The sequence below is a fragment of the Abyssisolibacter sp. ZYX002 genome, from assembly GCF_056892235.1.
Genome location: NZ_JARMXH010000001.1, coordinates 1,056,490 through 1,082,804, shown reverse-complemented (window position 1 = coordinate 1,082,804; position 26,315 = coordinate 1,056,490). Strand labels below are relative to the sequence as shown.

The following is a 26,315-nucleotide window of genomic DNA, read 5'->3' as shown; positions in this document are numbered from 1 at the left end:
AAAAGAAACCTCTTTTGCTTTACTAGCTATCACTACATCCACATAGATTAGAAAGTTTGATATCCATTGAAAAACTACAGACACCATACATATCATTAAATAGTTGGTTTATCAAACTCAATACCACATCTTTGTTTCCATGGACAGTTGTTGACATTAATCCTATAGTGTACTTTACATCATAGGATTTTATAATATCTAAGACCTTGTTTATATCGTCAATATAATCATTGCTAATAATAGGGATAAAGCTGATTTGACAAGTCGCTACTTTTTCCATAGAGCACATAAAAAACCTCCATTATGATTTTGAGAATATTCATTTTCTTTTTCAATAGTTATATTACTTTCATCGATATCAGGTGGCACAAACAAACACTCTTTAATACAAACTAGGTTTTCAGGTTTTATTTTTTCTAAGTCTTCCCTTGATTTTAAGATGGAATGTTTAAAAACTGTATTTTGCTGAAAATAGTCTGATTGATATAAATTACCCCAGTGACTATTTTTATTGATAGTCCCAATTAATATACTCCCTTTGTCTTTTACAACTCTAAATATTTCATCCATTGCTTCTACAGGTTTTTTTACAAACTCAAAAGCAGCAGAGGAAAATACTCCATCAAAAGTACCATCGTCAAAATCGAGATTATAAACATCCATATTATAAAACTCAATATCTAAACCCATCTCTTTTGATTTTTGTCTTGCTATATTTAGCATTTCATCAGATATATCTATAGCTATAACTTTAGCACCTGCCTGAGCGAGTCTGATACTAAAATTACCTGTACCGCATCCAATATCTAGTATAGTATCATTATTGTTAAATTCAAATAAACTCATAGCACAATTGCTTTCTACCTTGTCAACAAATGCTCCAAGTTTTGTATCGTACCATGAATCATAGCTACTTGCCTCTGAATCAAATATTGCCATTAAATCACCCTCTTTAATAATTTCAACTGATATGTACTACTTTATATATCCATTAATAATTTGAGTTTACTATTAAATATAAAAAAAAGCAATATTTCATACTACAAAGATTAAAATTATAGTAATTTTTACTAGTAGCATGTCATATATTTTTATAAAGCAGTATATAAGGTGAAATCAATACATTAAACATTGTATAAAGAATAAAGGAGGGAATTTTTTTGGATAGGTATGATATCTACAATGATATTTCACAGCGTACTCAAGGTGATATATACATGGGAGTAGTAGGTCCAGTACGTACTGGGAAATCTACATTTATAAAAAGATTTATGGATTTACTAGTACTTCCAAATATAAAGAATACGCATAGAAAAACAAGAGCTATAGATTCAATACCTCAAAGTGGAGCAGGAAAGACAATTATGACTACTGAGCCTAAATTCGTACCAAGCGAAGCAGTAGAACTGACAATAAGAGATAATCTAAAATTTAAAATCAGAATGGTTGACTGTGTGGGGTATCTAATCAATGGAGCATTAGGCCATAATGAAGGGGAAATGCCTAGAATGGTGACTACTCCATGGTATGAGAAAGAGATTCCGTTTGAAGAAGCTGCTGAAATCGGTACAAAAAAGGTAGTAACTGATCATTCAACAATAGGCTTAGTGGTTACAACAGATGGTTCAATAACAGATATAGAAAGACATAACTACATACAAGCAGAAGAAAGAGTTATAAATGAGCTAAAAGCGTTAGAAAAGCCTTTTGTAGTGTTACTTAACTCCAAGCATCCAACATTAGACAGTACATTAGCACTAAGAGAAAGCCTAGAGCAAAAATACAACGTTCCAGTAGTGAATTTAGATTGCTTAAATATGTCGATGAGTGATATCAACAATGTATTTGAAAAGATACTATACGAATTCCCTATAAAGCAAATAAATATCAATTTGCCAGGGTGGGTAGACGGTCTTTCAAATAATCACTGGATTAAGAAAAGCATTATAAACACTCTAAAAGATTCCATAGGCGGTCTTCACAGATTAAGCGAAGTTGATAAGTTAAGAGATGAATTAAATGGACTTGATGTATCAGAAAATACAGTTATAGAAGAAGTTAATCTAGGCTTTGGTGACGTAAATATTAAAGTTAATGTAGATAATCAATTACTATACAAAGCTATAGAAGATTATTCAGGTATTAGAATTGATGGAGAGCATCAATTACTAGGTCTCATAGGTAAATTGTCGACAATAAAAAAAGAGTATGATAGAGTAGAGAAGGCACTCAATGATGTAAAAGAATACGGATATGGTCTAGTGCCGCCTTCATTTGATGAATTAGAGTTACTAGAACCTGAAATATTCAAAGAAGGAAAGAGATATGGAGTTAAGCTTAAAGCTAATGCCCCATCACTACATCTAATCAGAGCAGATATAGCAACAGAAGTCTCCCCTATTATAGGAACAGAAAGACAGAGTGAAGACCTTGTTAAATCATTGCTAGACGAATTTGAAAACAATCCTAACAGAATATGGGAATCAAACATGTTTGGCAAATCTCTTCATGATTTAGTACAGGAACAATTACAAATAAAAGTTAATACATTGCCAACAGAGACGAGAGCTAAATTACAAAGGGCATTGCAAAGAGTAATCAATGACGGTGGCGGTGGACTTATCTGTGTTATAATATAAACAAAGAACGAGATGCTTTATGCATCTCGTCAGACCGTAGACAAAAGTCCAATTTCTGCGTTGTTGTTAAAATTTCCGTTGCTCACTTACCTCTAAGTAAGCTCTGCTACTCAATTTTAACACGCCTTTAAATTGAACTTTTACTAAAGTCTGCTATCTTGATGACTTTGTCATCAATCTAACGAGATGCTTTATGCATCTCGTATCTATTTGCAAAATTTGTAAATAGAATAATAACAATAATCCTTTTTATTCATATTATATAGTGACAGTAATAGAAAAGGAGGTATAGTATGTTTAATTTATTAGGTTGTGGTTGGGAAGGTAGTAGTTTATTATTCTTCTTTTTGATACTAGTTGTAATTTTCTGTAGTTGTGGTAAGGGTCACGGTTGCAGTAAAGAATAATTAAATATGTATGAATAAGGGCTGTTTTTCTAACACAGCCCTTTAATAAATGTATTTTTTATTAAGAAATCTTTATAATTTCATTATATTATGATTATAAGATTGACAAGATTTTTACGTATATTTATAATAAACACATAACGTATATACAAAAGAAAGAAAATGAGGACAAAAATATGAATACAATGACAGTTATTTATATATTAGCAATGTTATTATTAGTTAGTGTATGTGGATACGCACTAGTAGTAATAAAAGAAAAAATATATTTGACCAAAAATATAATATTATTAGAAAAAAAATCCGTAACTGAGACACACTTAAACGAAGCAGATATAAAAGAGTTTATGCTTGATGGTGATAAGTATAAAACTGGAGATGAAGTAAAAGTAATGTTTGTGGATAGAAAAAAAGTTTCAGGGATAATAATTGGAGCAATAAAAAAAGAAAATCAAATCTTAATAGTCACACATGATGATCAAATCAAGAAATTTTCAATAGGTGTAATAAAAAGGATACGAGTAGTGAGTAGGTATGGTAAATTTTTCTAACAACTAATATAGGAGTATAAGCCTATATTATAATAAATCATAAAAAATTTATAAAAGTTAGAGGGTATTCGTATTTTTTGAAGAAATATATAATTGGGTTGTTCTAGCCTAAATGCAAAGGATATAAGTAAAAAAACTGGAGATAGATATGGACTTGGATGAAAATAGAAAAAAAAGAAAAAAGAAAAAATTGATGATAAAGATATACTCTGCAGTGGTAATAGCCTTGGTAGTTTTCGTATTGTTCATCACAGTTTATGATTTTGGTTACAAAAAATATGTTGCAAAGCTAGATATACTAGAAGATACAATAAAGTGTGATTCCGTTATTATAGAAAATAGCATAGTTTATAAATCAAACCATACTGGTACAGTTAATTACTTCAAAAACGAAGGGGATAAGATCAGTAAGGGAATATTACTAGCTAGAACATATGCAACTAATGAAGATGATATGCAAAGCAAACTAGATGAGTTAAATAAACAAATAAAAAAAATAGAGTCAAATTCAATAAAAAGTGAAATATTAAGCTCAGATATAAAGAAAAGCGAAAAGATAATTAACTATATAGTAAAAGATTTACAAGAGAGCTTGCTCAACGGAGATTTTAAAAAAGCTAAAGAGATAAAAAGCCAGCTTGTAGAAGGAGTAGACAAACATAACAAGATTACTGGTAATGATTCATACAAAAACGTGACAGTAAGTACTCTAGTAAAACAGAAAGAGAACATAATAAAACAAATGCAGAGTAATACAAAGAACTATTACTCAAAGAATGTTGGAATAATAAGTTACTTAATAGACGGATTAGAAAGTACATTTACATTAGAGAATATACTTAATACTCAGGTAGACAAAATCGAGATAACTGATAGCAAACCAATCAATAATAAAGAAATCGAGAAAGTTAAAATTGGACAACCAGTGCTTAAGGTAGCATACAACAATAAATGGTATATTGGGTGCAAACTGAAAAAAGAGAGTATTAATGGTATAAAGGAAGGCAACAATATAGATATTAGATTTAATGATAAGATAAGACTTAAAGCTGTAGTATATAAAATCAAAGAACAAGGAGACAATGCACTTGTAATTTTTAGTTTTGATGATTATTATTACAAGGTTTACAAAAATAGATTCAATAAAGTTGATATAATAAAGTCTAGCAATAAAGGGTTAAAAATACCTATAGATTCTATTATAGAAAGAGAAGGTAAGAAGGGTGTTTTTGTATCTAATGTTAGTAATATAGTAAAATTTGTGCCTATCAAAATACTATATCAAAACGATGAGTTTGCAATAGTAAAGCAAAAGTATTTCTACGTAAAACAAAAGGAAACAGATAAGGCAGAAAAGATAGATACTATTAGGTTATATGATCAAATAATACAAAGACCAGACAAGGTTAAGGAAAAGGATATACTAAATAGGGGTGGAGACAATGGAGTTAACTAGTAATTTAGCAGATGTAAAAGCAAGAATAGAGAGAGCTGCCCAAAAATCAGGTAGAAAACTGGAAGATATAGACTTAATAGCGGTTACAAAGACAGTTGATGTAGATGTTATAAAGGAAGCTGTTAAGCTTAATCTGACAAAACTTGGAGAAAATAAACCACAAGAGATTAAAAGGAAAAGTGATATACTATCAAAACAAGACATAGATTGGCATATGATAGGTCACTTACAAACAAATAAAGTGAAATATATAATTGATAAAGTTTCACTAATACATTCATTAGACAGACTATCATTAGCTAAAGAAATACAAAAGAAGGCAAATGATAATAATTTGATAGTAGATGTTTTAGTGCAGGTGAATGTTTCAGGAGAAGAAAGCAAGTTTGGTTTAGAGCCAGATAAAGTAGTAGAGTTCATAAAAGAAGTAAGTAAGTTTGATAAAATAAGAATAAAAGGGCTAATGACTATGGCACCATTTTATTCTGAGCCAGAAGAAACGAGATTCGTTTTTAGAGGACTTAAAAAATTATCAGAACAAATAGAAGAGCTTAAATTAGATAATGTAGAGATGAAATATCTATCAATGGGAATGACAAATGATTTTGAAATTGCTATAGAAGAAGGGGCAAACATGGTAAGAGTTGGTACAGGATTGTTTGGAGAAAGAGTATACAAGTAAATAAAGGAGGATTATTATGTCAAGTGAAGGATTATTAAGTAAAGTTAAATATTTTATAGGGTTAGAAGATTATGAAGATGATTATGAGTACGAAGAGGAGTATTTAGAAGAAGAGCAAGAAATACAAACAAGTAAAATAAACATGAACAATAAAGTAGTAAATATACACACAAATAAAAACATCAAATTAGTAGTTCATAAGCCTAGTAAGCTTGAAGATTCAACTACTATAGTTAAAGATTTAAAATCAAGAAAGCCTGTAGTAGTAAATCTTATAGGGTTAGAAGATGAAACAAAAAGAAGTATATTTGACTTTTTAAATGGTGCATTGTATGCGTTAGAGGGAAGCATACAAAAGGTTACAAAAGATATATTTGTATTAGCACCAAACAACGTAGATATAGATGGTAATGTAGAAAAAGAAATAAAAGATAAAAGCACATTTTCTTGGTTAAAATAGATGAGGGAGTAAATTTATGAACTATATGATAATAAGGACTATAGATATTTTTGTGGATGTAGTTAAATACTTGATAATAGCAAGGATATTAGTGGGTCTGTTTTTAAGAGATACTAGACATCCGGTGATGAATTTTTTATATCAAGTTACAGAACCAATATTAGAACCTTTTAGGAGATTATTGTATAAATTGAACATAGATACAGGGATGTTTGATTTTTCACCAATATTGGCTTTTTTGGCATTAGAGCTTATAGAAAAAATAATTATAGGGATACTGTTATAATAGATGAACAGAATAAAAAACAAGACAGAATATTTATCGCATATAAACGATAAGGATCAAATTATTGCTATGCGAAAGATTATAGACAAAATAGATAGTGTATTGATTAAAAGAGATGTCGAATGTACAGAATTTCTAGACCCTTATCAAAGAAGGCTAGCTATATCAATACTCAATAGATTTGATGAGATATCTTATGATGAAGATGGAGGATATAAAGATACTGAAAGAAAAGCTATAATCATATATCCTTCATATTTAGATAAGAGTTATATAGAAGATTTTGTTTGTGCGGTCAAACTAAATATAAAAGGAAATTTTGAAAACATCAGTCATAGAGATTGTTTAGGAGCTCTATTGTCTTTAGGACTAAAAAGAGAAAAAGTTGGAGATATATTTATATTAGATAGTCTTATATATGTGTTTTTGCATAAGGATGTATCATGTTACGTACAATATAATATGAATAAGATAAAACACACTACAGTAGTACCTGAGCTAATAACTAGGGAAGATGTACACATTAAGCAAAGCAATGATTTTGAAATTTCAGTAATAAATATTACATCCTTGAGGTTGGATAACGTTATAAGTTCCTCTTTTAATTTATCTAGATCAGAGAGTGCTAAATACATAAAAGGGGGATACACCAAAGTCAACCACCAGCCTATTGAGCAAGCTTCTCACAATATTGCAGAGGGAGACTTGTTATCCGTTAGGAAAAAAGGAAGAGTATCAGTAGAAGCAATACTTGGACATACAAAAAAGGGAAGATTAAGACTTAAAATAAAAAAATATCTTTAGCGGAGGGAAGATTATGTTAACACCATTGGACATACAAAAAAAAGAGTTTTCTATGGCATTTAGAGGTTACAAAGTATCACAAGTTGAAAGCTTTTTAGATCAAATAATAACAGATTTTGAAAATATAATAAACGACAATATTGAACTAAAAGATAGGATAGAGACATTAGATAAAAGAATAGAGCACTATCAAACAATAGAAGATACATTGCAAAATACATTGGTAGTAGCACAAAAAACAGCTGAAGATGTGAACTTAAATGCGAAACAAAAGCATGATACAATAGTGAAAGAAGCAAAAGAAAAAGCAAGAAAAATAATAGAAGATGCAAACAACGATGTAATAGAAATGCAAAGAAAATACGATAATATGAGAAAAGAAGCACTTATGTTCAAAGCAAAGTTTAGGTCCCTTTTAGCATCGCAAATAGAAGCGACAGATACATACTACAATCTCAATGATATGGACGTAGAGACTACAAGTCTTAAATAACATAGATTTTATCCTTGTGTAAATGCATTGTTCAAAGTATAATGAACAGTGTATTTGTTTTTTATAGCAAATTATGAGATTGATGATTTGTAGATTAATTGGATAAAATATATTTAAAGAAATTATATAATAGAAAGGAACTACAGGAGGAGTATCATGGAGCTTAAACTTATATCATATGATAAAAACAATTTAAAGAGCATAGATTTAGGAGATAATGTAATAATAGATAGAGATAGACTTACAATGATAGCTGGACCTTGCTCAGTAGAAAGCAGAGAGCAGATACTAAGAACAGCAGAGTATTTAAAAAGTCTGGATATTAAGATTATGAGAGGTGGAGCATTTAAACCAAGAAGCTCACCATATTCTTTCCAAGGTTTAGGATTTGAAGGCTTAAAATATCTCAGAGAAGCAGGAGATAAATACAATATAAAAATAGTATCAGAGATAATAGACCCAAGAGACGTAGAAAAAGCGTATGATTATGTTGATATATTTCAAATAGGCTCAAGAAATATGCAAAACTATAGTTTAATAAGAGAGATAGGTAAAGTAGATAAGCCAGTACTTTTAAAGCGTGGTATGAATGCTACAATAAGTGAATGGTTGATGTCGGCAGAATACATAGCATTAGAAGGTAATGATGATATAATACTTTGTGAAAGAGGCATAAGGACATTTGAGAACTATACCAGAAATACACTAGACTTAGCAGGAGTGGCAGTAGCAAAAGAACTGAGTAGATTACCAGTAATAGTAGATCCAAGTCATGGAACAGGCAGGAGAGAGTTAATAGAGCCTATGTCTAGAGCGGCTATAACACTTGCTGACGGGCTGATGATAGAAATGCATGAAAATCCAGACAAAGCTATATCTGATGGTTTTCAGTCATTAAATTTTACTCAAATGAAAGAATTAGTAACAAGAATTAGAAAATTGCACGATTTGTTAGCTAAATAGATAGTTTCATAAATATTTCGTTTTAGATATTTATAATTAACTCTCAAATGGGGGAAAATATAAGTAAGGGGAAGATTATGAATAAAGATGTGGCTAAATCAATTAATAAAAAATTAGATGACATTTCAGACCAACTAGAGAAAGCTAAAATAGCAGAATACGTTGATATGATGCATAATCGAAGAAGATTATTATATGTCAATTTTCTTAGTGGATTAGCAAGAGGTTTTGGTATGGCTATAGGTTTCACAATACTAGGAGCAATAGCGCTTTACATACTAAACAGAATGATAACATGGAATCTTCCGGTAATAGGCGATTTTATAGCTGATATAGTCAAGATCGTTACAGATAATTTGGGAGGACGACGATAATGAACAAATCTATGCTACACAAATACAAAATTAAACTACAGCAAGAAAGGGATAAAATACTGAGCACAATAAATGAAATAAATAAAAATGATTTAGCAGGAGCACTAAAAGAATCTGGCTCAGAACTATCATCATACGACAATCATCCTGCTGATTTAGGAACAGAGACTTTTATGATGGAGCAAAGCATGAATCTAAAAGAAAACGAAGTAAACCTTCTGAGTAACATAGATAATGCACTAGAGAACATAAAAGAGGGCAAATATGGAGTATGTAAAATTTGCGGTAAAGATATAAAAGAAGAAAGACTAGATATATTACCATATGTAGATACATGCACTCATTGTATGGATAAAACATTAGCATCAGAAGTGCAATATAGACCGATAGAAGAATCAGTAATAGGATATCCTTTTTCAAGAATTAGAAGTATGGCAGGAGAAAATGTTGAGGTAGACGGAGAAGATGTCTATCAGGATGTAGAAAAATACAATAAAATGCCACTAGATCCAGATCAAATCGGAGATTTTGATGATTTTAAATCAGGAGTATTAGAAGGAACGCAGAAGATAGAGCAAGAAGAGGATATTTTCAAATAACTAAAGTTATCCCTAATGGCAAATTACTGCGTTATTGAAATCCACATGACTAATCACGTACTTTAGTACGCTCATATCCATCGTATTTCAAAGCCTTGTACTTTACTCATTCTAAAGACAGCTTCAAGCTACCTGAGAATGGCAAATTACTGCGTTATAAAATTTAGAAACATAAAATTGAAATATAGATATAAGAAACGGGTCATAGTTACTTTGTGACCCGTTATTAAGTTACTGAGATTAAAATATAAGGGAAAATCATTATAACATATTAATTAAAGTTGCATGAATATTTAAGGTTAAATATTAAATATTACATATTTGCTTTACAAAGAGATATATTTTATAATACAATTTAACATGGAGATTATATAAAGGAGTGGATTATTTGTTAATTATTTTTTGCATCATAACAGTGTTACTTGATCAAGCATCAAAGTATTATTTTGCAAATTTACTTGCAGATGGAAGGACAATAAAAATATTAGGTGACTTTTTGCAGTTTAACTATGCAGAAAATAAAGGAGCAGCTTTCAGCATACTACAAAACAAGCAGATTTTTTTGATAATAATAACAATTATAGTAATAATCGTGATAGCGTATTATATTAAAAAAGTAAGTTTGACATTTAATGCAAAGCTAATGTTAACATTTATAATAGGCGGTGCAATTGGGAATCTAATAGACCGAATTAGATTCAGATATGTAATAGATTTCATAGATGTGAAATTCGGAACGTTTTATGATTTTCCTATATTTAATATTGCAGATAGCTTTGTTGTAGTGGGAACGATAATATTTACAATTTTAGTGTTTACAGATAACTATATGTTGAAAGAGTGATGAAATGAACCAAGTTGAGATAATAGCATTAGAGGGAGAAAACGGTAGATTAGATAGTTTTCTAGCAAACAAACTAGAAGATGTATCACGCTCGTTTATACAAAAGCTCATAAAAGATGGCAACGTAAAAGTAAATAACATAATAAAAAAGCCTAGATACATGGTAAATGCAGGAGATACAATCATTGTAGAGTTGCCAGAGCCAAAAGAGCTTGAGGTATTGCCTGAAGATATAGAGATAGATATAGTTTATGAAGATGACGATGTAGCAGTAGTATACAAGCCACAAGGCATGGTAGTGCATCCAGCATGTGGGCATCAAACAGGTACATTAGTAAACGCATTGCTTTACAGATTGAAAAATCTATCATCAATAAACGGAGTAATAAGACCGGGAATAGTTCATAGGATAGATAAAGATACTTCGGGATTACTCATGATAGCAAAAAATGATTTTGCTCACAACGAGTTATCAAAGCAACTCAAAGAGCATACAATAACTAGAGTATATTACGCATTAGTAAACAACAATATAAACAGAGAAACAATAGATATAGACAAACCCATAGGAAGGCACCCAGTAGATAGGATGCGAATGGCAGTGACAGATAGAAATTCAAAGAGAGCTGTAACACATATAACAGTAATAGAGAGATTTAAAAACTATACATTAGTAAAAGCACAGCTTGAAACAGGCAGGACACATCAGATAAGAGTACATATGGCTTATTTAAGCCACTCCATAGTAGGAGACCCAGTGTATGGCTCAAAAAAACAAAAATTTAAGCTAGAAGGGCAACTACTTCATGCGAAAGTTTTAGGGTTTAATCATCCGAGAACAGGAGAATACATGGAGTTTGAATGTGACCTGCCGGATTATTTTAAGCATGTACTAGATATATTAAGGAAAAAAAATGCCTAGACAAACGCATTATAATATGCTATCATTATGTAAATTGATGCATTCATCGTTTAAACAAAGTAATAATGATATATAGTTGTTAGGCTTCTTTTGTGGAGGTGTAATATTGAAAACAAAAACTTTAATAATGGATGAGAAGGCTATACAAAGAGCAACAACTAGGATATCTCATGAAATAATTGAAAACAACAAAGGTATAACAGACGTAATAATAATAGGAATTAAAACTAGAGGTATACCATTAGCAAACAGAATAGCAAATAAGATAAAAGATATAGAAGGTCAAGAAGTACAAGTAGAGACACTAGATATTACTCTATATAGAGATGATTTATCAGAGATAGATGAAAAACCAGTAGTGTCAATAGATAAACTCAAATGTGATATAACAAACAAGATAGTAGTACTAGTTGATGATGTGCTTTATACAGGTAGAACAGTAAGAGCAGCATTAGATGCAATAGTGGATAATGGAAGACCAAAAAAAGTACAACTAGCAGTATTAATAGATAGAGGACATAGAGAACTACCGATTAGACCAGATTATATAGGTAAAAACGTACCAACATCAAAAAAAGAAATAGTAAGCGTTAAATTCAAAGAAACAGATGATATGGATAGCGTTCTAATAAAAGAAGTATAAGAAAACATAGCTCTTTTAAAACAGTCCCGTGAGGCTGAAAAAGGGAGAATGATTCTCCCTCCTTAAAAAAGATAGGAGGTTTTATTATGTCTAAATTTAGATATATAAAAGAAAACAAAATAATAATCAAACATGGGTTATATAATAATGTATATGAAGGTGATTGACCTTTAGTATATATTTATTATGTGACCCATTTTTAATGCAAAGAAAAAGTCAGGAGGGATGAAATGATTATACAAAATGGTTATTATATCAATATGAAAGATAAAAAGATTGAGAAAAAAGACATAAGAGTAAAAGACGGGATAATAACAGAAATAGGAGAAAGACTAGAATTAGCAAATGAAGATCAAATAATAAATGCCAAAGAGTTGTATATACTTCCAGGTTTATTTGATATGCATGTTCATTTTAGAGAGCCAGGTTACGAATATAAAGAAACAATAAAGACAGGAGCAAAGGCAGCAGCAAAAGGTGGATACACAGGAGTGCTGACTATGCCCAATACAAACCCAGTAATAGATAGCGTAGAAATACTAAAAGCTCTAAACGAAATAATTAAAAAAGATAGTATGGTAGAGATATTCCCTTCAGTAGCAGTCACAACAGGTCAAAGTGGAGAGGTACTTAGTAACCTTGGTGAGCTAATAGAAAATGGTGCATACGCTATATCAGATGATGGACAGCCAATAATGAATGAAGATTTGATGTATGAGGCACTAAAAGAAAAACACAAACTAAAAATACCTATATTAATCCACAGCGAAGACAAAAGATATGTAAATAATGGTTGCATAAACGAAGGAAAAATTTCTAGAGAGCTTGGAGTAAGAGGAATATCATCAAAATCAGAATATGAAATGATACACAGAGATATAAAGATGGCAGAAGAGCTTGATACGAGTATACACATATGCCATATTAGCACCAAAGAATCAGTCGAGATAATAAGAGAAGCAAAGAGTAAAGGTATAAAAGTTACATGTGAAGTAGCACCACATCATTTCTATGCAGATGAAAGCATAGTACTAAAGAAGAAATCAATAGCAAAAGTAAATCCACCACTTAGAGCAGCTGAGGATGTAGCTGAGATAATTAGAGGGATAAAAGATGGAACAATAGATGCGATAGCAACAGATCACGCACCACATTCAAGCAAGGAAAAACAAAAAGATTTATATGAAGCCCCATTTGGAATATCAGGAATAGAATTAGCACTTCCACTAACACTAACAAAATTTGAAGAAGAAAACATAGATATATTTAGATTAGTGGATATGATGAGCATAAATCCAAGGAAAATATTAGGATTAAAGCCAGAGCTAATAGAAGTAGGAAGTAGAGCAAATATGGTGATAGTAGATTTAACTAGTACACAAGTAATAACAGAAGAATCAATAGTATCAAAAGGCAAGAATACACCATTTATAGGTGAAAAGTTAAAAGGAATAGTAGAGTATACAATATTAGAAGAAAAAATAATATTTAGGAGGAGTTAAACATGTTTGTAGACAGATTGATAGAAAATATAATTTTAAAGAAAAATCATAGTGTAGTAGGATTGGATCCAAGGATTAATTTTGTACCTAAATATATTAGAAAAAATTATGAAACTTCAAAAAAAGGTGAATGTGAAGCAATACTAGAGTTCAATAAGATAATCATAGACAATATCAAAGACATAGTAGCGTGCGTAAAACCACAGATAGCATTTTATGAAAGTTATGGTATTGATGGGTTAAACACATTTATAAAGACAATAGAGTATGCAAAGCAGAACGGATTATCAATAATTGCAGATATCAAGAGAGGAGACATAGGCTCTACTGCAGAAGCTTATGCTAAAGCATACTTTGAAGGAGGATTTGTAGATGTCGATTCAGTAACACTAAATCCTTACCTAGGAATAGATTCAATTAAACCATTCTTAAATTATTGTGATGATAAAAAAGGTGTTTTCATATTAGACAAGACATCAAATAAAAGCTCAAAAGATATACAGGACTTAAAGGTAGACGACAAATATCTATATATGGTAGTAGGAAAGTATATAAATGAATGGGGAGAAGCAAACAAAGGAAGATACGGATATAGCAACGTGGGTGCAGTAGTAGGAGCAACATACCCTAGGGAGATGAAAGTGTTAAGAGAGATAATGAACAGTAGCTATATATTAGTACCGGGATATGGAGCTCAAGGTGGAACAGCGAAGGATATAATCGATTGCTTTAATGAAGATGGACTAGGTGCGGTAATCAACTCATCTAGAGGCATAATAGCAGCTCATACAAAAGAAGAAAACAGCAAATATGGCGAAAAAGATTTTGGTATTTGTATAAGAGAGGCAGCAATAGAAATGAGAGATAGCATTAACAAAGAATTAGAAATAAACAATAAATTAGCTTGGTAGGTGAGCGAAGATGAAATATATAGAGTTATGTGAGATTGTAGAAAACAAAGAAATCATAGATGGCATTTATAAAATGATAATAAAAACAGAAAATATAGCTGGGCAGTCAAAAGCAGGTCAATTTATACAAATAAAAATAAACGATCTTAATGATCCGCTACTGAGAAGACCAATAAGTATAAACGAGATACTAAAAGATGACAGGCTGTGTATCTACTACAAAGTAGTAGGAAAAGGTACAGATTTAATGGCAAGATTAAACAAAGGTGAAAAACTAGATGTGATAGGTCCATTAGGTAATGGGTTTGATGTATCTTTAGGTAACAAAAAAATAGCTATAATTGGTGGAGGAATAGGAGTAGCACCTTTACTAGAGACAGCAAAAGTATTATCAGAAAATAATCAGGTAGATACCTATATAGGATTCAATGATGATATATATCTAGAAGATGAGTTCAGAAAAAATAGTAAAGATGTCTATATAACAACAGTAACAGGAAAAATAGGAGAAAAGGGATATATAACAGAGGTACTAGAAAAGAATATAAAAAGCTACGATTTATTAATATCCTGTGGACCAAATGTAATGCTAAGCGAAGTAAAGAAATTGGCAGATAAGCATGATATAAAGTGTCAACTGTCACTAGAAGAGAGAATGGGCTGTGGCTTTGGAGCATGTGTGGGTTGCTCTATAGAGACAACAGATGGGGTAATGAAAAAGGTATGTGTAGATGGCCCAGTATTCTTAGCAAGTGAGGTGAATATATAATGCATAAAGATATAGATATGAGCTTGAAAATAAAAGACGTAATATTTGAAAATCCAATATTTACAGCATCAGGGACATTTGGGTTTGGATATGAATTTGACGATTTCATAGACATAAGTGAGGTAGGCGGTGTAGTAGTAAAGGGTTTGACATTGGAGCCGAGAAAGGGAAATAAAGTTCCTAGGATAGCAGAGACAGCAGGTGGTATGCTAAACAGTGTAGGACTTGAAAACCCAGGGGTAGAGTATTTTCTATCAGATATACTTCCAAAGCTTAAATCAAAAAATGTCAAGGTTATAGCAAATATAGCAGGTAACAACATTGAGGATTATTGTAAAATGGCAAGTAAAATTAATGATTCTTCATGTGATGCAGTAGAGATGAATATATCATGTCCAAACGTGAAACAAGGTGGAGTAGCTTTTGGAACAAATAAAGATGTAGTATATGAGATAACAAAAGAAGTAAGAGCTTGTTTAGACAAGCCATTGATAGTAAAACTATCACCTAATGTAACAGATATAAAAGAGATAGCAGTGAGCGCACAAAAAGGTGGTGCTGATTGTATAAGCCTAATAAATACACTTATAGGTATGGCAGTAGATACAAAAACACGAAGACCTGTGCTAAGTAATGTGATAGGTGGGCTTTCAGGGCCTGCGATAAAGCCAGTAGCACTTAGATTGGTGTGGGAAGTAAGTAAGGTAGTAGATATACCAATAATAGGAATGGGTGGAATAAGAGATATAGACGACGTATTGCAGTTTATGCTAGTAGGAGCAAGCGGAGTAGCAATAGGAACATCAAACTTTATAGATCCATGTATAACAGTTAAGTTAGCGAACCAACTAAAAGAGTATTTAAAAGAAAATAAATATAAATCAACACAAGATATTATAGGAAAAATTAAATTATAAAGGAGAGGTATAAATGAAAAGAGAAGAGATAATCAATATATTTAAAGAATCAGGAGTATTATTAGAAGGGCACTTTTTACTTACATCAGGAAAACATTCAAAGCAATATTTACAATGTGCTAAGCTATTTCAATATCCAGAGAGCTCACAAATTATATCAAAAGAGCTAGCAAACAAATTTAGAGATACAGAGATAGATGTAGTTATAGGACCAGCAATAGGAGGTATAATATTAGCTTACGAAGTAGCAAAACAGCTTAACGTAAAAAATGTATTTGCAGAGAGAGAAAATGGAGCAATGACACTTAGAAGAGGCTTTTCAATCAACGAAGGAGATAAAGTACTAGTAGTAGAAGATGTAGTGACAACTGGAGGTTCAGTAAAAGAGGTTATAGACATAGTAAAAGAAATGAAAGGTGTTGTAGTAGGGGTAGGAAGTGTAGTGGATAGAAGTTCAAATAATAGAAAATTTGAAGAAGAATTAAGATCAGTAATAAAATTTAACATTGAAACATTTGAAAGTGATGATTGCCCATTATGTAAAGAAGGAATAGAAGTTGTTAAACCAGGAAGTAGAAAAGTATTTAAGTAGAATTGAAAAACATAAAACACACATACATTTGGGGGATGTCTTTAGGGGCAACCCCTCTTTTTTAGAGCATAAAATAAAAGCTCCCTTTATTTGTTGGCTTAAAAATTGTATAATAAAGTGTATTGAAATTTTTATAAATAGGAGGAGAAGATGCAAGTAGACATACTATTATTTTTTCAAAAATACTCAAATGAAATACTGGACAAAACATTTATTGGAATAACAAACTTAGGATCAGAGGCATTTTATTTCTTAATAATGACATTAATATTTTGGTGTATAAGTAAAAGAGATGGTTTAAAAGTTATATTTGTAGTTTTAAGCTCAGAGATACTGAACATATTCTTAAAAGACGTAATAAATACACAAAGACCGTTCCTTGATGACAGAATAAATGGTGTATATATCAAGTCGGCTCCAGGAAATTCTTTTCCAAGTGGTCATACACAGGCTGTGACAGTATTTTGGTATTACTTAATGAGAAATTTTAATCTCAAGTTCTTAAAAGTTATAGGTTGGACGACTATTTTCTTAGTTGGATTATCTAGACTTTACCTCAGAGTACATTGGCCAATAGACGTATTAGGTGGATTTATTATAGCGATAATATTTGTACTACTATTTGAAAAAATTATGGGTTTACTAAAAGGTAAAGAGATAAGTACGTTTTTAAAAGTGACATTATTACTACTCGGTAATATGATATTATTTGTATATAAAGATGTAAATGTAGCAAAAATGCTTGGAGTTTATACAGGAGCAATACTTGGTTATCTAGTAGAGGTTAAGTACTATGACTTTATAGAAAAAACAACTCTTACAAAACAGATAATTAAATTTGCACTTGGTGTAGTATTTGTAGCTTTTACAAAATACTATTTAAAAGCTATATTTCCACAAGAAATGTTATTTGATTATATTAGATATTTTATAACAGGAGCAACAGTTACACTAGTATTACCATTTATATTTGTTAAGGCAAAACTTAGTGATTGTAGGAAGAGTTAGGTAAAAAGCATCATTTTAAGGGGGAGAAATGAGACATAAGAATATTTTAAAGTATATTTTAATCATTATGATTAGTATAATGTTTGCAATGCTTTTACACATAATAACATCAAACTTTAGCACTACACCTAAAAACCCAGAGTGGAGTATAATCGTACAAAATATAGGACTAACAGCTACATTGATACTATGGTATATAATAGCTTTTGGTAGTATTGCGTTGGTGTACAGTATGTTTAGAAGTTCTGTAAGTGGAGTACGCTATGGATTAGGTATAGGTATACTTTGGTTATGGGGTATGCTAGAGGGAGTATCACTATCAGGAAATCCTTATATAAATGAATTCATTACAGGTTTAAGTGATGCCCTACCAATCATATTAATGGGATTGTTACTAGGGAGATTTATCCCAAACTCAGAAAATAAAAAACTGCGAAAAGAACCTATTTTACTTAGGAACAAAATTATATCTTTAGTTAGTTTTTCATTAGTATTTTTAGTAGGTAGAAGTATTTTTTACTATACAGGTGTAATGACCTGTGGATATAAGCAATACCCGTATTTTACAGTTATTTGGACTTTCATAATGGGGACATGTATAGGAATAGCATATATACTGATAGGTCAAACTATGAAGAGAAAGTCAATACTTCATAATGCTATAAAGTTTGGAGTCATAGTATTTGGAGTAAACTGGACAGTGTTTGTCATATTCATGCCATTTGTTTTTAGAGGTAAGGTAGTTGCTAGTATTATAAGAATACTAGTAGATGTAGGTCTTATAATTTGTAGCTGCTACTTATCAGAGAGATTAAGTAAAAAAAGAAAATATAAAATCTTAACATAAAAAGGAGTGTCTATTTAGAGATACTCCTTTTTATGCTAAAATTCATATTTGACATACCTAGAACATCTATGTATAATGATACCTAGATGTTCTAGGTAATAATTCAAGAAAAATAAAGGAGGAACTTTTTATGCAGATAGACAAAGGTTTATTAGGTGGAAGCACTGTACTACTTCTATTAACATTACTTGAAGAAAGCGATAAATACGGGTATGAGATAATAAAAGAGTTAGAAATAAAATCTGACAATACATTTAGTTTTAAAGAGGGTACGTTATATCCAGTATTACATAAACTAGAAAACAAAGGATTTGTCAGCTCTTATATGAACAAAGGTGAGACTGGTAGGATGAGAAAGTACTACAAAATAACTAGGAAAGGAAAAAAACAACTTGCAGAAGAAAAAAAGCAATGGGGAGTATTTTCAAAAACAGTGGACAAGGTAATCGGAGGTGGTTCACATGCCATTGTCTGAAAAGGATAGTTTTATATCAACAGTTCTTAGTCATGTTAAATTCCCTTCTAGTAGAAAAAAAATACAGTTAGAACTAGAGTCACACATATTGGACAAGATAGATTATTATGTAGAACAAGGATACGATGAAAAAGAAGCAGAGCAAATGGCAGTAAAAGATATGGGAGATGCTAACAGTATAGGCAAAGAGCTTAATAAAGAACATAACCCTATATTAGGGTGGATGTGCAAAATAACTATGTACTCAATTATATTGTTGTTAATTTTTATAGTTATATATCTAGAAGGACTACTAATGCCTGTTATTGCTCCTTCGCCAATCGATAGAATATCCAAATCAGACATAGTTTATCATATAAGTGTAGACAAGAAGGTAACGATAGATGATACAGTTATCAAATTTACAGATTTAGCATATAAGAAAGATGGTACTTTAAATTTATTTTATGAATACTATGATAAAAGTATAAGGGGAATTGGATGGAGTACAAATGTAATAAGTAAGATTAAGGATGACAATGGTAATGAATATTTTCACCGACTTATTCAATCAAATAGTGGATATATAAAAAGGGAGCAAGTAGAGATTAAAGACTTTTCACATAAAGCTTCTAGTTTAACAATAAGCTACAATGAATATAATCGCAAATATATAGTTACAATCCCTATAAGCAAAAAGGCCAAGCAAGGAGGCAGTTATGAATAAACAAACAAAAAAACTTATTATAAATACTAGTATTTTGGCTATTATTATTCTTATGTTGTATTTAAGATCAGGATTGTATATATCGCCTATCAAAGCTCACGAGGACTCAGAGAGAGGGTTGCATTACGGGCCATCAAAGATTGTTCATAGTAGAGATTTTAAAGATGGAAAATATTATTTATGTAAATATGACAAATGGATATCAGTAGATGAAATCCTCAAAAGCAAGCTGTTTTTTTGGAGAGCTGGAAGTCCATCATTTGGTCTAGAAAATAAAAAAGATAAATCAGTTGTATTTTCGTGGAGTAGACATGACAGTAGAAGAATCGTATATGGAGCAATTAACGATGCAAGAATAAAGAAAATAGAAGTTCATCTTACTGATGGAACTACTTTGACAGAAACAAAGTTTTACAATAATCTATTTCTAATTAATTGGGAAGCTGTAAACATGAAAAAAATAATAGCACGAGATTCAAGCGATAATATAATATATGAATCCGAGTATTAGAGTATTTGATAGTGAACAAAAAAGCTTTGCAGTATAACTTGTCAATTTAACAATATTATGGTACAATATTGACGAAAATTACTTTGGCAATCAAACTATTATTGTGAGGTGAATAACATGGATACTCTATTAAAGCTAAAAGAGTTGTTAAAATCTGATTCTGTAGGAGTAGCTATCCTGAACATAAAAAATCTCAATAATTGTTTTTATACAATGAATGACACCTTGAAAGAATATTTTAAATACAGCGAAGATGAGATAAACAGGCTAACATTAGCTGATATTACACATTCAGATGATTTGATTAAAACACTTAAAAGTAGCCAAAAAATATTAAACAAAGAGATTCCGAGGATTACATATCAAAAGAGGTATATAAGGAAAGATGGAACTATGTTCTGGGGATCGACAACTCTGTCTAGGATTTCGGATTGTTTTCTTTTGTATATTGTGAAAGATATAACTGTCTTAGAAGAAGTAGAAGAAGAGATAAAACATTTATTAGCTCCATTATCAGATCAAGACAAAAATGAATGTTGCATGAAAGTAAAAAAGCAAACTATTAAAAAAGATGCATCTAAAAAGGATCGTAAATATTACAGAGTAGCATTACGTCAAAGTATTTGTGCTAAGATACATTTACAGCAAAATATGAAAGATTCAGTTATGGGGTTTTCTCCTACAAATGTATGCATAACAAATATCAGTGCAGGAGGATTATGTTTTATTTCAAACGAACGCTTACCAGAATATGAGGAATACGAAATATTGTTTGAATTTAAATTATTAGGTGAACTACTAAATCTAAGAGGAGATATAGTACGTTTTGGTAAAGTGAAAGGTAAGTATGAGTATGGAGTAAGATTTATCATTGATGAAAATGAAAGAGATAAACTCATGAAGATTTTGAATAATGTCACTGTAATCAATAGGAACTTACTAGATTTATACGATACAGATTTATGCACTGAATTATGTAAAAAAGATAATTAAATATTCATAACAAATAAGAGCTGGTTGAGAAGACCAGCTCTTATTTTCTAGGAAATAAAGATATTGTGACACATTTCTATTGTATATTTATTAATAGATATACAAATATCATGAACAAATTAGCTATATAGTGTATTATGTGATGTATATGGTCGAAAGTCAAATTAACTTTTTAATAATTACCTTTTAGGTAATAAAAATTATAACTAAAACTCCATTAATCTACAAAATTTTCTAAAAAATTAATATATTTACAAATAATATTAACCATGATATAATAAAGACAACCAATAATATCACAGGGAGTGACTAATTTGAAAACTAATTTGTCAAATTTAAGTGACAGCAATGTATTGAACATACAAGAAGTTTTCAATCTTATCCAGAGTTACAAATACGAAGAAGCTTTTCTATTATCATCACAAATAATGAAAAGAGGTGAAGACGGAGACCAATTATTCCATGAATGGGTTAAGGCACTAGCAGAATTTTATTCTTGCAAAAAGAAAGAAACAGCAATCAAGCTACTAGAAAAAATTAAACCTGCTAAATTAGAAAATGAAATACATTTTAGGATAGTGAATTCTCTTATGGTATTTTACGTAGAAAATGAGGACAAGCATAACTTCATAAAAAACAAGGAAGAATTAGTATTAAACTTACACATACTTTCTAATATTGATTTAATAGTGAAGATACTAGGCAATATTGGAAATGGTTATTATGAATTTAAAGATTATGTGAAGTCTCTAGATTATTGCGAAAAGACAATAGAAGTTGCACAGAAGTACAAACTGTTTAATTTTTTGTTTTACAAGATTACAATGATAAAAATAATGAATTTGCTATACTTAGGAGAAACCACAAAGGCTATGGAATTAAAAGAAAATTTTGAGTCACTGATAGTAATAACAGATAACTCAAATATTAGAAAATACTTAGATAAAGCTATAAATAATTATTATAAGGAGGTGAATGATAATGAGAAGACTATTTAATAAAGTATATAAAAATCCTTTACTTTCATTAGTTATGTTATTTACACTTAGTACTAGTAGATATATAGTTACCATATTATCAGAATTTCCTTTTGATCATTAATAAAATATAAGTCTTTTTACTCTTTTAGTAATTACTTTAAGTGATATTACGAGGAAGTTGAAGACAATGAAAAGATTAATTAATCAATTTTATAAAAGCCTACATTTATCATTAGTCATGCTACTTACAATAAGTGCTGGTAAATATATATTTTCCTTATCATCAGAATTTTTTTTAAATCATTGAAATAAGCACCCTTGTTTGCTGTTTTATTTTAACAGTAAATTGAGGGTGTTTACAAATATTGTAGGTGAAATAATGATTTGAGCAAGTTAGCTATGGATAAATTTAATGAGGAGGTGGAGGATAATGAAAAAACTGATAAAGAAATTTTATAACCCACTATGTTTAGCTTTTTTTATTACTTTATTTAGTTCTGCTTATAAGTATATTCAACTATTCATAGATATTCCAACTAATCATTAGCTATATTACTTACCCTAAGCACTAGTAGATTGATATACAACATATTATCAAAATTTCCTTTTGATCATTAAATAATATACGATAAAATACCCAGTTTGCTGGTAGGTTACTTACCAGTTAAAACGTGGGTGTTTTTATGTTATCTTATTATAAATCTAGTGTTAAATTATTGTACTCGTGTGATATAATAGAATAAAATTATTTGGGGGAATCATGAATGGAGCAAAAACACTATTGGGACAAAGTAGCTTATGACAAAGAGTTTACAACGGGTTTTAGAATGAATGTTTTTAAACAATATGTTCATATTGATAATAGGATATTGGATTATGGTTGTGGTTATGGGAGAACTTTAAACCAATTATCTGAAGCAGGATATACACATATGATTGGAGTAGATTTTTCTGAACAAATGATTAAGAGAGGACGCTCATTATGGGGTACATTCAAATTTGAAATTATAGAGAGTGGAAGACTGCCATATGAAGATGATAGTTTTGATGCAGTTGTGTTAATTGCAGTGCTGACATGTATACCTGATGATATTGAGCAAATCAAGGTTATAGAAGAAATAAAGCGTGTATTAAAACCTAATGGTGTAATCTATATCAATGATTTTCTGTTAAATGAAGATGAGAGAAATGTTTCAAGGTATCAGAAGTTTAGTGAGAAATATGAAAACTATGGTACATTTGAACTTAAAGAAGGGGTAGTCGTAAGACATCATGATACTAAATGGATAGATAAAATTAGTAGCAGTTTTGAAGATTTGTATTATGAGCCGACTGTATATACTACTATGAATGGAAATCGTTCAAATGGATTTGTGTATATGGGTAGGAATATTGAATAGTTTAGTGGTTTAACAGTAACATTGGATGTATTTAAATTTTTAGAGTTAGGAAAAATAATGCTTATTTAAGCAATAGGACTAAAAAAGATAAAGAGTAGGAATGGGATTTGACAAAAACCGAGAAAGTTGATAGAATACAAATATTAGAGAAATTTAGAAAAATGCATAGATATTGACAAGTTATTAACAAAGATTAGGAGATAAGCAAAAATGCAAGCCAAATATTAAGAAATATCATAGTTATAGCAGCAAGTAAATGTGTATTTAAGACAAGTGCTAAAAAAGACGATGTCAAGAAATTTACATCTCCAAGCTAAAGTGAAACGCTATAAGTGTTGAAATCAGAGATATGGAAGGTAAGAAAATGGACATTGATAAAAAAATATCACTCATGTGTACGAAAATGATATAAATGTGAGTATAAGTGGATTAAAAGGCTCTTTAGCAAAATAAAGAATGTGTATTTTAGGTTGGTTTAACCAGAACATTGGATGTATTGAAATTTGACATCCCATAGCTTTGGTATTGTATGATTAGCGTTTAACCAGAACATTGGATGTATTGAAATGAAGTAGATGAAATTGAGAGCATACACATAGCATGGTTTAACCAGAACATTGGATGTATTGAAATTAGTATATATTATGTTCTCTGCACATACTTTTTAAGTTTAACCAGAACATTGGATGTATTGAAATAAATAAGGAGGAGTTTAAATGTTGGGATTAGAATTAGTTTTAACCAGAACATTGGATGTATTGAAATTTATCTAGTGTTTTATAGGGTTCCTCACTATATAAGTTTAACCAGAACATTGGATGTATTGAAATTACATAATATAGCATCTCCAAATATATGATCGTACTGTTTAACCAGAACATTGGATGTATTGAAATCGCAAGGATCAGCAAGAGTATAGAGAAGCCCTAGAGTTTAACCAGAACATTGGATGTATTGAAATTAAATCAGCTTATGGTTATTTGTGGGAATATGGAGGGTTTAACCAGAACATTGGATGTATTGAAATTTGAATGAAGGGATTAAAAAAAGGTTGGGTACCTTTGTTTAACCAGAACATTGGATGTATTGAAATTTAAATAATGTAACTGTGCCTGTAGATGATATAGCGTTTAACCAGAACATTGGATGTATTGAAATTACAAATGTTTTATATGTGTTCCCTGTGTCTCTATTTGTTTAACCAGAACATTGGATGTATTGAAATTTATTATCTAAGCTAGGACAATTTGTTTTACCATTGGTTTAACCAGAACATTGGATGTATTGAAATTATTCTATTTTGACATCTATTTATAAACTCTTCTTTGTTTAACCAGAACATTGGATGTATTGAAATAAAAAGTTTTGAATTATTTCCATTCTTTTTATCTCCGTTTAACCAGAACATTGGATGTATTGAAATAACTCAAACTTTTGTTTCATTAATTCAAGTTTTTGGGTTTAACCAGAACATTGGATGTATTGAAATTTGTCTGAATTTCCTAAAGTTAATTCTAGCGAACAAGTTTAACCAGAACATTGGATGTATTGAAATTTTAATAAACTTATTATTTTAAATTCTAATTGTATAGTTTAACCAGAACATTGGATGTATTGAAATTCCATTTTATGTCTGTCTCGTGGGAGTCTATTTTGTTTAACCAGAACATTGGATGTATTGAAATTATTTAACCCCTGTTAGTTTTTCTAAATCTCCTATCGTTTAACCAGAACATTGGATGTATTGAAATAGGATTAGAGACGATAGTTCTAAGTGGCGGTGAACCGTTTAACCAGAACATTGGATGTATTGAAATTTAAATCCTGCTACATTTACTATTCCTATTATTGGTTTAACCAGAACATTGGATGTATTGAAATAACTTATCCACATTATACTAATACTTATCCACACTAGTTTAACCAGAACATTGGATGTATTGAAATGTTGATAATAACAAATTTATAAATATTACAAGAGAACGTTTAACCAGAACATTGGATGTATTGAAATGGTATATTATAATCTAAAGGGTCTAGTTGGGTTATGTTTAACCAGAACATTGGATGTATTGAAATCGTGAAACATAAAATTACAATGTTTTTTATAGCAAGTTTAACCAGAACATTGGATGTATTGAAATATTTCTGGGTAATAGATACAGATATCTTGGAAATTCGTTTAACCAGAACATTGGATGTATTGAAATCTAAGATACTTCCCTTTCATTACTAAGCTTGGTATCAGTTTAACCAGAACATTGGATGTATTGAAATAATGTTGATACAGGAATCCATACAGTACCATCACCGTTTAACCAGAACATTGGATGTATTGAAATCCAAAAGAAAAGTCCTCAATGCTAACAGGGATATTGGTTTAACCAGAACATTGGATGTATTGAAATTCTTCAGGGTCCAACAATTCTATTAATGCATCTTCTTGTTTAACCAGAACATTGGATGTATTGAAATCACTTAGAATGACATCCTACATATCGGTCTTCACAGTTTAACCAGAACATTGGATGTATTGAAATCTTAGAGCCTTATTTATACGCAAGAGATATTATTAAGTTTA

The 26,315-nt window shown here is 30.4% G+C and carries 29 protein-coding genes and 1 CRISPR repeat array (1 of these 30 running past the window's edge); of the genes, 27 read left to right on the top strand and 2 right to left on the bottom strand.

Annotated features, from left to right (window positions below; genetic code table 11):
* Nucleotides 1–22: 22 nt before the first annotated feature.
* Nucleotides 23–289 carry a YkoF family thiamine/hydroxymethylpyrimidine-binding protein gene (locus P3X86_RS04910; protein WP_483291511.1) on the bottom strand — a complete coding sequence of 89 codons (267 nt, stop codon included), beginning with the start codon at nt 287–289 and terminating at the stop codon, nt 23–25.
* A complete protein-coding gene (locus tag P3X86_RS04905) occupies nt 268–957 on the bottom strand; it encodes a class I SAM-dependent methyltransferase (RefSeq protein WP_483291742.1) in 690 nt (229 codons plus the stop codon). Before P3X86_RS04905 ends, P3X86_RS04910 begins: the two co-directional genes overlap by 22 nt.
* A gap of 203 nt (nt 958–1,160) precedes the next feature.
* Between P3X86_RS04905 and spoIVA the strand changes: the two genes are divergently transcribed.
* From spoIVA to P3X86_RS04770, 27 genes are all read left to right on the top strand, one after another.
* A complete protein-coding gene (gene spoIVA / locus P3X86_RS04900) occupies nt 1,161–2,639 on the top strand; it encodes a stage IV sporulation protein A (protein WP_483291510.1) in 1,479 nt (492 codons plus the stop codon).
* A gap of 583 nt (nt 2,640–3,222) precedes the next feature.
* Nucleotides 3,223–3,597: a hypothetical protein gene (locus P3X86_RS04895; RefSeq protein WP_483291509.1), complete on the top strand. Its 375-nt coding sequence runs from the start codon at nt 3,223–3,225 to the stop codon at nt 3,595–3,597.
* 148 nt (nt 3,598–3,745) lie between these two features.
* Nucleotides 3,746–5,053 carry a biotin/lipoyl attachment domain-containing protein gene (locus P3X86_RS04890; protein ID WP_483291508.1) on the top strand — a complete coding sequence of 436 codons (1,308 nt, stop codon included), beginning with the start codon at nt 3,746–3,748 and terminating at the stop codon, nt 5,051–5,053.
* Nucleotides 5,040–5,735, top strand: a complete 696-nt coding sequence (locus tag P3X86_RS04885) for a YggS family pyridoxal phosphate-dependent enzyme (protein ID WP_483291507.1) — start codon at nt 5,040–5,042, stop codon at nt 5,733–5,735. Before P3X86_RS04890 ends, P3X86_RS04885 begins: the two co-directional genes overlap by 14 nt.
* A 16-nt stretch (nt 5,736–5,751) precedes the next feature.
* Complete coding sequence (locus P3X86_RS04880; RefSeq protein ID WP_483291506.1) at nt 5,752–6,195, top strand: cell division protein SepF; 444 nt, start codon at nt 5,752–5,754, stop codon at nt 6,193–6,195.
* A 16-nt stretch (nt 6,196–6,211) separates the two neighbouring features.
* Nucleotides 6,212–6,481, top strand: coding sequence for a YggT family protein (locus P3X86_RS04875; protein WP_483291505.1), 270 nt, complete (start codon nt 6,212–6,214; stop codon nt 6,479–6,481).
* A 3-nt stretch (nt 6,482–6,484) separates the two neighbouring features.
* Nucleotides 6,485–7,285: a YlmH family RNA-binding protein gene (locus P3X86_RS04870; protein WP_483291504.1), complete on the top strand. Its 801-nt coding sequence runs from the start codon at nt 6,485–6,487 to the stop codon at nt 7,283–7,285.
* Between the two features lie 13 nt (nt 7,286–7,298).
* Entirely contained in the window at nt 7,299–7,778 is a 480-nt protein-coding gene (locus tag P3X86_RS04865; protein WP_483291503.1) for a DivIVA domain-containing protein, read from the top strand.
* Between the two features lie 156 nt (nt 7,779–7,934).
* Nucleotides 7,935–8,741 carry a 3-deoxy-7-phosphoheptulonate synthase gene (gene aroF, locus P3X86_RS04860; protein ID WP_483291502.1) on the top strand — a complete coding sequence of 269 codons (807 nt, stop codon included), beginning with the start codon at nt 7,935–7,937 and terminating at the stop codon, nt 8,739–8,741.
* Nucleotides 8,742–8,818: 77 nt separating this feature from the next.
* On the top strand, nt 8,819–9,115 hold the full coding sequence (locus tag P3X86_RS04855) for a DUF5665 domain-containing protein (protein ID WP_483291501.1): 297 nt from the start codon (nt 8,819–8,821) through the stop codon (nt 9,113–9,115).
* A complete protein-coding gene (locus tag P3X86_RS04850; RefSeq protein ID WP_483291500.1) occupies nt 9,115–9,714 on the top strand; it encodes a TraR/DksA C4-type zinc finger protein in 600 nt (199 codons plus the stop codon). Before P3X86_RS04855 ends, P3X86_RS04850 begins: the two co-directional genes overlap by 1 nt.
* Before the next feature lie 388 nt (nt 9,715–10,102).
* Nucleotides 10,103–10,558, top strand: a complete 456-nt coding sequence (gene lspA, locus P3X86_RS04845) for a signal peptidase II (RefSeq protein ID WP_483291499.1) — start codon at nt 10,103–10,105, stop codon at nt 10,556–10,558.
* Nucleotides 10,559–10,562: 4 nt separating this feature from the next.
* Nucleotides 10,563–11,480, top strand: coding sequence for an RluA family pseudouridine synthase (locus P3X86_RS04840; RefSeq protein ID WP_483291498.1), 918 nt, complete (start codon nt 10,563–10,565; stop codon nt 11,478–11,480).
* A 106-nt stretch (nt 11,481–11,586) separates the two neighbouring features.
* Nucleotides 11,587–12,123, top strand: a complete 537-nt coding sequence (gene pyrR / locus P3X86_RS04835; protein ID WP_483291497.1) for a bifunctional pyr operon transcriptional regulator/uracil phosphoribosyltransferase PyrR — start codon at nt 11,587–11,589, stop codon at nt 12,121–12,123.
* A 230-nt stretch (nt 12,124–12,353) separates the two neighbouring features.
* Entirely contained in the window at nt 12,354–13,625 is a 1,272-nt protein-coding gene (locus P3X86_RS04830) for a dihydroorotase (RefSeq protein ID WP_483291496.1), read from the top strand.
* A gap of 2 nt (nt 13,626–13,627) precedes the next feature.
* Nucleotides 13,628–14,536: an orotidine-5'-phosphate decarboxylase gene (gene pyrF / locus P3X86_RS04825; protein ID WP_483291495.1), complete on the top strand. Its 909-nt coding sequence runs from the start codon at nt 13,628–13,630 to the stop codon at nt 14,534–14,536.
* 10 nt (nt 14,537–14,546) lie between these two features.
* A complete protein-coding gene (locus P3X86_RS04820) occupies nt 14,547–15,305 on the top strand; it encodes a dihydroorotate dehydrogenase electron transfer subunit (protein ID WP_483291494.1) in 759 nt (252 codons plus the stop codon).
* On the top strand, nt 15,305–16,222 hold the full coding sequence (locus P3X86_RS04815; protein WP_483291493.1) for a dihydroorotate dehydrogenase: 918 nt from the start codon (nt 15,305–15,307) through the stop codon (nt 16,220–16,222). Before P3X86_RS04820 ends, P3X86_RS04815 begins: the two co-directional genes overlap by 1 nt.
* Nucleotides 16,223–16,235: 13 nt before the next feature.
* A complete protein-coding gene (gene pyrE, locus P3X86_RS04810) occupies nt 16,236–16,814 on the top strand; it encodes an orotate phosphoribosyltransferase (RefSeq protein WP_483291492.1) in 579 nt (192 codons plus the stop codon).
* A 150-nt stretch (nt 16,815–16,964) separates the two neighbouring features.
* The gene (locus tag P3X86_RS04805; RefSeq protein WP_483291491.1) at nt 16,965–17,822 is read left to right on the top strand and encodes a phosphatase PAP2 family protein; all 858 of its coding nucleotides are present in this window, start codon (nt 16,965–16,967) and stop codon (nt 17,820–17,822) included.
* A gap of 28 nt (nt 17,823–17,850) precedes the next feature.
* The gene (locus tag P3X86_RS04800; RefSeq protein WP_483291490.1) at nt 17,851–18,669 is read left to right on the top strand and encodes a hypothetical protein; all 819 of its coding nucleotides are present in this window, start codon (nt 17,851–17,853) and stop codon (nt 18,667–18,669) included.
* Between the two features lie 130 nt (nt 18,670–18,799).
* The gene (locus tag P3X86_RS04795; RefSeq protein WP_483291489.1) at nt 18,800–19,144 is read left to right on the top strand and encodes a PadR family transcriptional regulator; all 345 of its coding nucleotides are present in this window, start codon (nt 18,800–18,802) and stop codon (nt 19,142–19,144) included.
* Nucleotides 19,131–19,850 (top strand): permease prefix domain 1-containing protein, encoded by a 720-nt coding sequence (locus tag P3X86_RS04790; protein ID WP_483291488.1) that lies wholly within the window; start codon nt 19,131–19,133, stop codon nt 19,848–19,850. The genes P3X86_RS04795 and P3X86_RS04790 overlap by 14 nt, the downstream gene beginning before the upstream one ends.
* Nucleotides 19,843–20,361: a hypothetical protein gene (locus P3X86_RS04785; protein ID WP_483291487.1), complete on the top strand. Its 519-nt coding sequence runs from the start codon at nt 19,843–19,845 to the stop codon at nt 20,359–20,361. Before P3X86_RS04790 ends, P3X86_RS04785 begins: the two co-directional genes overlap by 8 nt.
* 117 nt (nt 20,362–20,478) lie before the next feature.
* On the top strand, nt 20,479–21,354 hold the full coding sequence (locus P3X86_RS04780) for a PAS domain S-box protein (protein WP_483291486.1): 876 nt from the start codon (nt 20,479–20,481) through the stop codon (nt 21,352–21,354).
* Nucleotides 21,355–21,668: 314 nt separating this feature from the next.
* A complete protein-coding gene (locus P3X86_RS04775) occupies nt 21,669–22,352 on the top strand; it encodes a hypothetical protein (protein WP_483291485.1) in 684 nt (227 codons plus the stop codon).
* A gap of 746 nt (nt 22,353–23,098) precedes the next feature.
* Nucleotides 23,099–23,734, top strand: coding sequence for a class I SAM-dependent methyltransferase (locus tag P3X86_RS04770; protein WP_483291484.1), 636 nt, complete (start codon nt 23,099–23,101; stop codon nt 23,732–23,734).
* Between the two features lie 473 nt (nt 23,735–24,207).
* A CRISPR array of direct repeats spans nt 24,208–26,315; the repeat unit is 30 nt; unit sequence GTTTAACCAGAACATTGGATGTATTGAAAT; it runs 1,681 nt beyond the window's last position.